This is a genomic window from Stenotrophomonas sp., assembly GCF_050737075.1.
GTDB lineage: Bacteria > Pseudomonadota > Gammaproteobacteria > Xanthomonadales > Xanthomonadaceae > Stenotrophomonas.
In genome coordinates, this window is record NZ_JBOHXV010000048.1 from 24112 (window position 1) to 36542 (window position 12431).

The 12431-nt window shown below is 67.4% G+C and carries 8 protein-coding genes; 7 read left to right on the forward strand and 1 reads right to left on the reverse strand.

From position 1 onward, the window contains the following. Positions 1-409: 409 nt before the first annotated feature. The 7 genes from ACREPD_RS12750 (at position 410) to ACREPD_RS12780 (ending at position 10700) form a co-directional block, all read left to right on the forward strand. Positions 410-1603, forward strand: a complete 1194-nt coding sequence (locus ACREPD_RS12750; protein WP_431599681.1) for an efflux RND transporter periplasmic adaptor subunit — start codon at positions 410-412, stop codon at positions 1601-1603. Continuing rightward, positions 1600-4725: an efflux RND transporter permease subunit gene (locus ACREPD_RS12755; protein ID WP_431599682.1), complete on the forward strand. Its 3126-nt coding sequence runs from the start codon at positions 1600-1602 to the stop codon at positions 4723-4725. The genes ACREPD_RS12750 and ACREPD_RS12755 overlap by 4 nt, the downstream gene beginning before the upstream one ends. Then, positions 4718-5257, forward strand: a complete 540-nt coding sequence (locus tag ACREPD_RS12760) for a GNAT family N-acetyltransferase (protein WP_431599683.1) — start codon at positions 4718-4720, stop codon at positions 5255-5257. The genes ACREPD_RS12755 and ACREPD_RS12760 overlap by 8 nt, the downstream gene beginning before the upstream one ends. A 111-nt stretch (positions 5258-5368) precedes the next feature. Next, positions 5369-6886, forward strand: coding sequence for an alanine/glycine:cation symporter family protein (locus tag ACREPD_RS12765; RefSeq protein ID WP_431599684.1), 1518 nt, complete (start codon positions 5369-5371; stop codon positions 6884-6886). Further along, positions 6879-7712 carry a TrmH family RNA methyltransferase gene (locus ACREPD_RS12770; RefSeq protein WP_431599685.1) on the forward strand — a complete coding sequence of 278 codons (834 nt, stop codon included), beginning with the start codon at positions 6879-6881 and terminating at the stop codon, positions 7710-7712. The genes ACREPD_RS12765 and ACREPD_RS12770 overlap by 8 nt, the downstream gene beginning before the upstream one ends. A gap of 509 nt (positions 7713-8221) precedes the next feature. Continuing rightward, positions 8222-9217 (forward strand): hypothetical protein, encoded by a 996-nt coding sequence (locus ACREPD_RS12775; RefSeq protein WP_431599686.1) that lies wholly within the window; start codon positions 8222-8224, stop codon positions 9215-9217. 19 nt (positions 9218-9236) lie between these two features. Further along, positions 9237-10700, forward strand: a complete 1464-nt coding sequence (locus ACREPD_RS12780) for an alanine/glycine:cation symporter family protein (RefSeq protein WP_431599687.1) — start codon at positions 9237-9239, stop codon at positions 10698-10700. A 180-nt stretch (positions 10701-10880) separates the two neighbouring features. Here the strand turns inward: ACREPD_RS12780 and ACREPD_RS12785 are convergent, their stop codons facing one another. Then, positions 10881-12302: a M20/M25/M40 family metallo-hydrolase gene (locus ACREPD_RS12785; protein ID WP_431599688.1), complete on the reverse strand. Its 1422-nt coding sequence runs from the start codon at positions 12300-12302 to the stop codon at positions 10881-10883. Positions 12303-12431: the final 129 nt, after the last annotated feature.

Genomic DNA, 12431 nt, shown 5'->3' on the forward strand with positions numbered 1-12431 from the left:
ATGGGGGCTTGGTCGCCGCTTGCACGTGTGCGCTGTCCTGCGCACACGGCAAGACCGGGGTTGGGCTCCTGCCCAACCCGTCGGGCGCGTGCGCCCGACCCATGCGGCTCACACCCCCGCAAACCCACCCCCGCCGACCCCTTGACGCGTGGTCGGTGGCCGCAGTAATTCAACGGCAACGGCATTCATTGCTTCGTAGGGACACGCCATGCGTGTCTGCTTTTCCTTCAGTTCGCGACGCAAACCGACATGCGTTGACATACGCCGTTACATGGCGGAAAGGCCCCAGCACGAAAGGGGTTGCGCGCGTCACCCGGCGATGTGAAGGTGCCGGTAAACGCTTGGCACATATGTCTGACGCAGGCGATGGCTACACTTGCCGGTCGTGGAACATCAAGGGTTGTACTTCATGTCGGGACGCATCACCGCACGCATCATTGCCGGCCTCGGCCTGGTCATCCTGGCCGGGTGTGGCGGCAAGCAGCAAGCCGGCCGTCGGCAGGCCGACGTCGTGCCGGTGACCACCCAGGTGGTGCAGACCTCCGCATGGAGCGACACCCTGCAGGCGCTCGGCACGGCCAAGGCGCGTGAGTCGGTCACCATCACCGCCAAGGTCAGCGAGATCATCGAGACCGTGCACTTCGAAAGCGGCCAGCAGGTGTCGGCCGGCACGCCGCTGGTCACGCTGCGCGGCCAGGCCCAGGAGGCCGCCCTGCTGCAGGCCCAGGCCACCTTCGCCGAGGCCGACCAGCTCTACAAGCGCCAGCGTGAACTGGCCGCCCAGCAGCTCGTTGCCAGCGCCACCCTCGACACCCAGCGCGCCATCCGCGATGCCGCCGACGCCCGCGTGCGCGAAATGCAGTCGGACATCGGCGACCGCCGGGTCCGCGCGCCGTTCGCCGGGGTGCTCGGCATCCGCCAGGTCAGCGAAGGGTCGCTGGTCACGCCGACCACCGTCATCGCCACCCTCGACGACATCGAGCGCATGCACGTCGACTTCCAGGTGCCCGAGGCGGAACTGGCCTCGCTGTCCAAGGGTGACAAGGTCAGCGCCACCAGCGTGGCCTACCCGGGCCGCACCTTCGAGGGCGAGGTGGCCACCATCGACACCCGTGTCGATCCGGGCACCCGCGCCGTGACCGTGCGCGCCGACTTCATCAACGCCGACCACGCGCTGCGCCCGGGCATGCTGCTCGACGTGCGCATGTTCCGCCCCGAGCGCCAGGCCGTGGTGATTCCCGAGATCGCCGTGGTCCAGGTGGGGCGTGACTCGTACGTGTTCCGCGTCAAGCCCGACCACACCGTGGAGCGGCTGGACGTGGTCAGCGGCGCGCGCCGTTCCGGCGTGGTCGAAATCCGCGAAGGGCTCAAGGCCGGCGAGCGCATCGTCGTCGACGGCACCGGCAAGCTGCGTCCCGGCCTGAAGGTCAATGACAGCGCTGCGCCGGCAGCCACCCCGTCGGCCCCAGCGCCTGCCGCGTCGCCTGCGACACCCCCGGCCGATGCGCCGGCTGAAAAGGCCACTGACCCCGCACCTGCAGGCACCACCCGCGCCCCGACCGGCGCGACCGCCGCCGTGGCCCCGAGCGGCACCACCGGATGAAGCTCTCCAACATTTCCATCCAGCGGCCGGTGTTCGCCGTGGTGATGAGCCTGCTGCTGGTCGTGCTGGGCATCATGTCGTTCACCCGCCTGACCCTGCGCGAGCTGCCGGCGATCGACCCGCCGATCGTCTCGGTCTCGGTCGACTACACCGGTGCCTCCGCGGCCGTCATCGAGAGCCGCATCACCCAGGTGCTGGAAGACGCCCTGGCCGGCATCGAAGGCATCGACACCATCAACGCGCGCAGCTCCAACGGCCGCGCCCAGGTCAGCATCGAATTCACCTCCAACCGCGACATCGAAGCCGCCGCCAACGACGTGCGCGATGCCGTCAGCCGCGTGGCCGACCGCATGCCGGAAGAGGCGCGGCCGCCGGAAATCGCCAAGGTCGAGAGCGACGCCGACCCGATCATCTGGTTCAACATGACCTCCTCCAGCATGGACACGCTGGAGCTGAGCGACTACGCCGACCGCTACGTGGTGGACCGGTTCTCGAGCCTCGACGGCGTCGCCCAGGTCCGCATCGGCGGCCGCCAGCGCTACGCCATGCGCATCTGGCTGGATCGCGACCAGCTCGCCGCGCGCGGCCTCACCGTTGGCGATGTCGAAACCGCGCTGCGCAACGAGAACGTCGAACTGCCGGCCGGCCGCATCGAATCGGCGGACCGCGACTTCACCCTGCGCGTGGAACGCAACTACGTGAAGCCGGAAGACTTCGCGACCATCCCGCTGGGCAAGGGCGCCGACGGCTACGTCGTGCGCATGGGCGACGTGGCGAAGATCGAGCTGGCCTCGTCCGAGCGCCGCGCGTACTACCGCAGCAACGGCGAGCCGGGCATCGGCCTGGGCATCGTCAAGACCTCCACCGCCAACTCGCTGGACGTCGCCCGCGTCGCGCGCGCCGAGGCCGAGCGGGTAGGGCAGACCCTGCCCGAAGGCACCCACATCTTCGTGGCCTTCGACAACACCACCTTCATTGAAGCGGCCGTGGACCGTGTGTACGCCACGCTGGTGGAAGCCATGCTGCTGGTGCTGGTGGTGATCTGGCTGTTCCTGGGCAGCTTCCGCGCCGCGCTGATTCCGGCCGTGACCGTGCCGGTCTGCCTGGTCGCCGCGTTCATCGCGCTGTATGCCTTCGGCTTCTCGATCAACCTGCTCACCCTGCTGGCGCTGGTGCTGTGTATTGGCCTGGTGGTGGACGATGCCATCGTGGTGGTCGAAAACGTGCAGCGCCGCATCGATCTGGGCGAGCCGCCACTGGTGGCCTCCAAGCGCGGTACCGCGCAGGTCGCCTTCGCGGTCATCGCCACCACCGCCGTACTGGTCGCCGTGTTCCTGCCGGTCGGCTTCCTGGAGGGCAACACCGGCCGCCTGTTCCGCGAACTGGCCGTCGCCCTGGCCGCCGCCGTGGCGCTGTCGGCGTTCGTGTCGCTGACGCTCACCCCGATGATGGCCTCCAAGCTGCTCAAGCCGCATACCGGCCAGCCGCCAAAGGGCCTGCACGGGCTGATCAACCGCAATCTGGATCGCGTCTCCGCCGCGTATGGTCGCGTGCTCGACAAGCACGTGGGCAAGACCTGGATCTACGCGGTGGTGATGCTGCTGTCGCTGGCCGCCAGCGCGCTGCTGCTCAAGGTGCTGCCCTCCGAACTGGCCCCGGCAGAAGACCGTGGTTCGTTCCAGATCATGATCGACGGCCCCGAAGGCGCCGGCTACGACTACACCGTCGGCCAGGTGCAGCAGGTGGAGAAGATCGTGGCCGGCTACGTCGGCGACGACAAACCGATCGTGCGCGCCAACCCGCGCGTGCCCGGTGGCTTCGGCGCAAGCGAAGAAATGCACACCGGCCGCATCAGCGTGTTCCTGCAGCCGTGGCGCGAACGCACCACCGCCACCCCGGAAGTGGCCGCCGAACTGCAGAAGGATCTGGATGGCATCCGTGGCGTGCGCGTGCGCACCCAGGTCGGTGGCGGCCTGGTGCGCAGCCAGGGGCAGCCGTTCCAGATCGTGCTGGGCGGGCCCGAGTACGCCGAGATCGCGCAGTGGCGCGACCGCATGCTGGCGCGCATGGCCGACAACCCCGGCCTGGTCGGTCCCGATTCGGACTACAAGGAAACCCGGCCGCAGATGCGGGTGAACATCGACCGCCAGCGTGCGGCCGACCTGGGCGTGTCGGTCACCGCGATTGGCTCAGCGCTGGAAACCATGATGGGCTCGCGCCGCGTCACCACCTTCGTCGACAACGGCGAGGAGTACGACGTGCTGGTGCAGGCCGGTCGCGAAGGCCGCGCCACGCCGGACGACCTCGCCGCCATCCGCGTGCGCGCCACCAACGGCGAACTGGTGCCGCTGTCCAACCTCGTCACGCTCAGCGAAGTGGCCGAGGCCGGCAACCTCAACCGCTTCAACCGCCTGCGCTCGATCACCATCAGCGCCGGCCTGGCGCCGGGCTACCCGTTGGGCGAGGCCATCGCCTGGGCCCAGCAGACCGCGCGCGAGGAACTGCCGCAGCACGCGCAGATCGACTGGAAGGGCGAATCGCGCGAATACCAGAACGCCGGCAGCGCCGTGCTGCTCACCTTCGCCATGGCGCTGCTGGTGGTGTACCTGGTGCTGGCCGCGCAGTTCGAGAGCTTCATCCATCCGCTGGTGATCATGCTCACCGTGCCGCTGGGCGTGCTCGGCGCGCTGCTGGGCCTGTACGTCAGCGGGGGGACCATCAACCTGTTCAGTCAGATCGGCATTGTCATGCTGGTCGGCCTGGCGGCGAAGAACGGCATCCTGATCGTCGAATTCGCCAACCAGCTGCGCGATGAAGGGCGCGACGTGCACCGCGCCATCGTCGAATCGGCGATGGTGCGCCTGCGTCCGATCCTGATGACCTCGATTGCCACGGTGGTCGGCGCGATCCCGCTGGTGGTCGCCGGCGGCCCGGGCTCGGCCAGCCGTGGCACCATCGGTATCGTGGTGATCTTCGGCGTCACCGTGTCCACCTTCCTGTCGCTGTTCGTGGTGCCGGCGTTCTATGCGCTGCTGGCGCCGTACACGCGCTCGCCGGAAGCCGTGGCCCGCGAGCTGGAGAAGCAGGAAGCCGATACGCCTTCCGTAGGCGGACATGCCTGACCGGTCGCCGCGGCTGCAAGGCGACGGATTCGTGCTGCGCCCCTGGCGCAGCGACGATCTGGACGCCTTGTTGCGGCATGCCAACGACGAGGCGGTTTCGCGCGGCCTGCGTGACCGCTTCCCGTTTCCGTATACGCGTGAAGACGGCGAAGCCTTCCTCGGCGGCCGCATCCTGGCCCCGGGCACGCTGAGCCTGGCCATCGAGATCGACGGTGCCGCCTGCGGCAGCATCGGGGCGCAGCCGGGCGTGGCCGAGCGTGGGCACACGGCCGAACTGGGCTATTGGCTGGGCCAGGCCTATTGGGGGCAGGGCTGGATGTCACGCGTGGTGGGGCTGTTCGCGCCGTGGGCCATGGACGAACTGCGCCTGTTCAGGCTGCAGGCCGAGGTGCTGGGTTTCAACGAAGGCTCGGCCAAGGTGCTGCTGGGCAACGGCTTCCAGGAAGAGGGCACCGCCCGCTGCGCCGTGTTCAAGCGCGGGGAGCTGCACGATCTGCGGCGGTTTGCCCGCGTGCGTGACCGGCTGCCCTGAGGGCCGCGCAAGAGATCGGCCCTATCGGGCTGGCGCTCGATGATGGAGAATCGAACCGGTCCCTTCCAGCCGACGGGACGTCCTTCATTTTCCGCCGACTGGAGAGAGCGCGTGGAAGCAGTAGTTGATTTCATCAATGGCATCATCTGGAGCAAGGCACTGATTTTCCTGTGCCTGGCGGCCGGCCTGTATTTCAGTGTGCGCACCCGCTTCATGCAGCTGCGCGGCTTCGTCGAAATGTGCCGCCTCACCGTGCAGGGCGAAAAGTCCGAGGCTGGTGTGTCATCGTTCCAGGCACTGGCCATGTCCATGGCCGGCCGCATGGGCATCGGCAACATCGCCGGTGTGGCCACCGCGATCGCCTTCGGCGGTCCCGGCGCGATCTTCTGGATGTGGGTCATGGGCTTCCTCGGCGCGTCGACCTCGTATGTCGAGTGCACCCTGGCGCAGATCTACAAGGTCAAGGACGCCGAAGGCCGCTACCGTGGCGGCCCGGCGTACTACATCGAAAAGGCGATGGGCCTGAAGTGGTACGCGATGGCCTTCGCCATGGCCACCATTGTGGCCGCCGGCTTCCTGATGCCGGGCGTGCAGGCCAATGCCATTGCCGACAGCATCATCAATTCCTGCCGCGGCGGCGCCCTGTGCGGTCCGCTGGACGGCCAATTCATGGGCATGGAATCGGTGCAGGCGCTCAAGCTGGGCATCGGCATCGTGGTGGCCCTGCTGCTGGGCGTGGTGATCTTCGGCGGCGTCAAGCGCATCGCCAACTTCGCCGAAGTGGTGGTGCCGTTCATGGCCGCAGGCTTCATCCTGATGGCCATCGTCATCATGATCCTCAACTATGAGCGCGTGCCGGACATGTTCCGCACCGTGTTCAGCAGTGCGTTCGGCGCGCATGCGGCGTTCGGCGCCATGATGGGCCTGGCGGTGGAGTGGGGCGTCAAGCGCGGCATCTATGCCAATGAAGCCGGCCAGGGTACCGGCCCGCATGCGGCGGCCGCCTCGGAAGTCTCGCACCCGGCCAAACAGGGTTACGTGCAGGCCTTTGCGATCTACTTCGACACCATGATGGTGTGCACCGCCACCGCGTTCCTGATCCTGGCCGCCGGCACCTACAACGTGTACTCGCCCGTGGCCGGTGCCGAGCCGGTGTTCGCCGGCCTGGCCGGTGTGGCCGAAGGCGCGGGCTACGCCCAGGCGGCGGTGGAAACCGTGCTGCCGGGCTGGGGTTCGGGCTTCGTGGCCATCGCGATCTTCTTCTTCGCGTTCACCACCATCATGGCCTACTACTACATGGCCGAGACCAACCTCAGCTACCTCAACCACAACCGCAAGCGGCCGTTGACGGTGCTGGCGCTGCGCCTGGGCATCATCGCCATGGTGGTGTTCGGCGCCTTCCACAACGCCAAGATGGCCTGGGCGCTGGGCGACATCGGCGTGGGCCTGATGGCCTGGTTGAACATCGTCGCCATCCTGATCGTGCAGAAGCCGGCCATGCTCGCGCTGCGCGACTACGAACGTCAGAAGAAGCTCGGCCTGGATCCGACCTTCGACCCCGATGCATTGGGCATCAAGAACGCCGATTTCTGGCGTCATCGCAAGCTGGAGCAAGCCCGTAGTGAATGATCCCTGGAAGAATGCCCGCCGGCCGTCCGCGCGACCGCCGCGGGCCACCCCGCTGCCGCCGCGCGAAGGCGGCACCCCGCCACCGCCGGGGCGCGGCAACGACGAGCTGCGTCTGTACGGCTGGAATGCCGTGCAGTCGCTGTTTGAGCGCCGCCCGCAGGCCCTGCGCAAGCTGTACCTGGCCGAAGAACTCATCCCGCGCCTGCAGCCGCTGCTGAAGTGGTGCGTGGCCAACCGCGTGGGCTACCGGGTGGTGGAGGAAGGCGACCTCAACAAGCTGGCCGCCACCACCCACCACGAAGGCGTGGTGGCCGACGTGCTGCGCGCGCCGATGATCGCGCTGGACGAGTGGCTGGCCGCGCTGCCGGCCGACAAGCCGGCGCTGGCGCTGTGGCTGGATGGCGTGGGCAACCCGCACAATTTCGGCGCCATCCTGCGCTCGGCGGCGCATTTCGGCGTGGCCGGTCTGCTGCTGCCGCCCGATTCCACCCTGGCCCTGTCCGGCGCCGCCGCGCGCGTGGCCGAAGGTGGCGCCGAGGCGGTGCCGCTGGTGCGGCTGCCGGCACTGCCGCAGGCCATGCAGGCACTGCGTGACGCTGACTTCGGCCTGGCCGCAACGCTGGTGGAAGGCGGCGCGGATCTGTTCAAGAGCACGTTGCCGGCGCGGCTGGTGTACGTGATGGGCGCCGAAGGCGAAGGCATGGATCGCGCGCTCGCGCAGACCTGCGATCTGCAGGTGTCCATTCCCGGCACGGGTGCGGTGGAAAGCCTCAACGTGGCATCGGCAACGGCGGTGTTGTTGTCGCATTGGTACGCACAGCGGTAGGCAACGACCGTTGGTCGTTGTGCGCTTGATCGGGGTGACGCATGCAAGCGCTGCCCTACGCGATGTGATCGACTTCTCCAATGGAGCGGTGCTTACAGTCGATTCGGATTTTTCGCATAGTGCGTAGCCTTAGCGCTGCGTCACAGTGCAAAGCGGCGCTGTACTGTGTAGGTGAGGAGAGACACCCACCCAGTGCGGCGCCGTTGTCCGGATCACGGTCAGTCCGTGTCGCTCACCGCGTGGGGTGTGATGAATCCCGGTAGCCCGGCCATTGATGGCCGGGCTTTTTTTTTGTGCAGCGCTCACGCCGATTGAAAGAACTCCGAGGTGGCGGGACGTCCTGTCTCGTCGCGACAACGTTTGGCGTGATGCGCTCGTATGTGGGTGCCTCCGCGCACAGATTCGAATAGTCGCGGAATTTGCTGATTTTTCCTTGCGTGCTTCCTGTGCAGATTGCCTGTGCGGCGGCTTGTTCTGCCGCATCACTACTGCTACCAAGGAAGCTCTACATGTCACCCCATGCGCTGCGTTCCCCACGCCTGATTTCCATCGCCCTGATCGCCGGCCTGTGCATGCCTGCACTCGCCGGCGCCGCCGAGCACAGCCTGGACGGTGTCAACTTCACCGGTCCGTTGATTACCCCGAACCCGGCTGGCATGCCCAAGGGCAACGCCTATGTCGAGCCCTATCTGATCCGCGTCAACAGCGACAGCTACTACGACGATGACGGGCGCCGCCACGACAGCGGCGAACGCAGCAGTGCCTGGGTAACCGTGCTGCCAATCGCCTACGGGCTGGGCCAGCACGTCACCGCCCAGATCAACCTCAGCGCCGCGCGCGCTGAAACCGGCGACGCGCGCAGCCGCGGGTTCCGCGCCGGCGACACCACCGCGCAGGTGCAGTACCTGCTGCAGGCGCCCAACGAAGACGGCACGCGCCCGGCCATTGCGGTGTCGCTGAGCCAGCGTTATGCCACCGGCAGCTATGACCGCATCGACGGCAACCCCCTCAACGCGCAGGGCGACGGCGTGCAGCGCACCACCTTCGGGCTGGGCATGCAGCAGGTGGTGTGGCTGCCCAATGGGCGCCCGCTGCGTTGGCGGGGTCAGCTAAGTGCCAGCCCGGCGCCGGCGCGTGTGGCGCTCAACGATTCCAGCGTATACGGCACCCCGCACGGATTCCGCGGCAACATCGCGCCCGGTTCGCTGCTGGGCATTTCCGCGGCGGCCGAGTACAGCTTCAATTCGCGCTGGGTCGGCGTGTTTGAATTCGCGGCCAGCCGGCAGAGCGATCGCCAGCTCAGCGGCTACGCCCCCGGCGAAGACGGCGCGGCGCAGCGCATCGACCTGCGCCTGCCAGGCAGCCGCAACCTCACGCTCGCGCCTGCCGTGGAATACCACTTCAGCCCGAACGTGGGCCTGATTGCCGGCGTCGAATTCACCGTCGCCGGTCGCAACACCGGCAGTTACATCAATCCGCAGGTTGCCTTGGGGATGTTCTTCTGATGCCGGCAGGGAGTGGATCATGAACCTCGAAGAGATCGTCGCCCGCATTCTGGGCATCGTGTGGAGCCCCATGCTGGTCACCCTGTGTCTGGTGGCCGGCCTGTACTTCAGCGTACGCACCCGCTTCATCCAGCTGCGGGGATTGCCGGACATGCTCAGGCTCATGTTCCAGGGCCGCAGTTCCGCATCCGGGGTGTCTTCGTTCCAGGCACTGAGCATGTCGCTGTCCAGTCGTGTGGGCGTAGGTAACATCGCCGGTGTGGCGATCGCCATCGCCTACGGCGGACCCGGCGCGATCTTCTGGATGTGGGTCGTTGCCTTCCTCGGCGCCTCCAGCGCCTTCGTCGAATCCACGCTCGCGCAGATCTACAAAGAGCGCGACAGTGCCGGCATGTACCGCGGTGGCCCGGCCTATTACATCGAAAAGGGCCTGGGGCAGCGCTGGTATGCCGTGGTGTTCGCGCTGAGTACCGTGGTCGGGTGTGGCTTGATGCTGCCGGGTACCCAATCCAACGCCATCGTCAGTGCACTCGACGAAGCCTGGGCCATTCCCGGCTGGGTCAGCGCCGCCGCTATCGGCATGGTGGTGGCACTGGTGATCTTCGGTGGCGTGCGTCGCATCGCACAGGTCGCCCAGGTGATCGTGCCGTTCATGGCATTGGCCTACCTGCTGGTGGCCGGCCTGGTGATGGTGCTCAACCTGGACGCCGTGCCGGAAATGCTTGCCCTCATCATGCGCAGTGCGTTCGGTCAGGATGCGGCGTTCGGCGCCATGATCGGCACCGCGATCCAGTGGGGCGTGCGCCGTGGCGTGATGTCCAATGAAGCGGGGCAGGGCACCGGTGCACATCCGGCGGCGGCAGCAGAGGTCTCGCACCCGGTCAAGCAGGGGCTGGTGCAGGCGTGCTCGGTCTACATCGACACCATGGTGGTGTGCAGCGCTACCGCGTTCCTGATCCTCTCCACCGGCACCTACAACGTGTATGACCCGTCCGCGCCGTCGCAGTGGCTGGTGGCGAACGTACCGGCGTTGGAGGCAGGCCCGGCGTTCGTGCAGCACGCGGTGGAATCGGTGTTGCCCGGGTTCGGCAAGTCCTTCATCGCCCTGGCGATCCTGCCGTTCGCGTTCACCACTATTTTGGCGCTGTACTACACCGCCGAGACCAACGTGGTGTATCTGGGCCGCAACCGTCCCTCGTGGTTGGCGATGATGCTGTTCCGGTTGGGCTTTATCGGCGCCCTGCTGTATTCGGCGTTGAACACCGCCACCGTGGCCTGGTCGCTGGGCGACATCGGCGTGGGGCTGATGAGCTGGCTCAACATCGTCGCGTTGCTGCTGCTGCAGAAGCCGGCGTTGGCGGCATTGCGCGACTATGAGGCGAGCCGCAAAGCGGGCAGGGACCCGGTGTACCGCCCCGAGCCACCGCAACGGCCCACCACCTGCGTGTGGACAAGCGCGGTCCCGGCAACCGAGCGGCGGTAGAGCCGTCTGTTAGACGGCTGCTTCAGATGTGCGGTAGAGCCGTCTGTTAGACGGCTGCTTCAGATGTGCGGTAGAGCCGTCTGTTAGACGGCTGCTTCGGAGCCAGCGGACTAACAGTCCGCTCTACCGCCGCTCTACCGCATCGTTACCCGCTCTGCCGAGTGACAGCGCTTCGCGCTTTCACTCGTTGGGCGGCGTGGTCGCCTTGGCTTCGCTGCCGAAGTTGCCATCCGCTTCCGCCGCCAGATAGGCAAACACCGCATACGCGGCCACGTTCTGCGCCAATGCCGCCGGGTCGATCTTGTCCAGCGTGTCGTCGGCGGTGTGGTGCAGGTTGAAGTAGTCGGTTCCGTCCTGCGCCAGCCACGCCCACGCGCCACCCTTGGCCGCCAGCGGACCCACGTCCGGACCCGGGCCGCCCTTGTCCGCGACGTACTCGATGCCCAGCGGCTTCAGCACTTCGGCAATCTGCCGGGTCGCCTCGCGCGAATGCGCCGGGTTCGGCGAGCCGGTGTTGAACGCATAGATGCGGCCGGCACCGAAATCACTCTCGGCGGCCAGCTGGTGCAGCACCACATCCTTGGCATGCGCCTCGGCGTAGGCCTTGCCGCCATACAGGCCCTGCTCTTCATTGGCGAACGCCACCACGCGGATGGTGCGCTTCGGTGCCTGCTTGAGCTCGCCGATCAGATGCCCGGCGGCCATCGTCAGCGCCACGCCGGCGCCGTCGTCGATCGCGCCGGTGCCCAGGTCCCAGGAATCGAGATGACCGCCGATCACCACCACTTCCTTGGGCAGGCTGCGCCCGGTGATTTCACCGATCACGTTGTACGAGGTGGCCGTGCCATCCCAGCCGCAATCGAGGCTCAGTTTGATCGTGGTCGGGCCCAGTGCCACCAGCCGCGCCAGCTGGTTCGCATCCGGCACCGACAGTGCGGCAGACGGCACCGGCGTCAGGCCATCATCGAAACGGGTGATGCCGGTATGCGGCACGCGGTGGGAATCGGTACCGGCCGAACGCATCACGAAGCCTACGGCACCCTTGCGGATCGCCTCGGACGGGCCCTTGCTGCGCACCGCGCCGCCCTTGCCGTAGTCGCGGCCATCGCGGTAAGCGGTCATCTGGTAATCGACGAAGGCGATCTTGCCCTTCAGCGAACCTTCGGGCGCGGCCTGCAGCGCGGCCAGGTCGGCGAAGCGCACCACCTCGGCCTCCACCGTACCGCCCGGGCTGCCGCCCAGCGCGGTGATCGTCAGCGGTTGGGCGTGCTTGCCGACCACGTGGGCCTGTTCACTGCGGCGTTCCCACTTGGGGAACGTCACCGGTTCCTTCCATACCTTGTCGAAGCCCAGTGCCTTGAACTTGGCTTCGGCCCAGGCCACCGCACGGGCATCGGCTTCGCCGCCGGCGATGCGCGGACCGATCTCGGTCGTCAGCGATTCGACCACCTTCCAGCCGGTGTCGTCCTTCAGGGCCTGCTCGCGCAGTTCCGCGGCCGTGGCCAGCGACTTCGGCGGCAGGGTGGTGGTGCCGGTCGCCGCGAAGGCCGGGGCGGCGAGCAGGGCGAGGGAAGATGCGATGGCAAGGACGCGGCGACGCATGGGACGGACTCCGGGGAACAGGGCTCAAGCCCCCGAGCTTAGCAGCCTGCCTGCGCCGCACATGGGCGGGAGGTCATGGTTGGGCAGACGCTGTTTTCCAAATGCGCGCGAGCATCGCGCGCCCTTCGG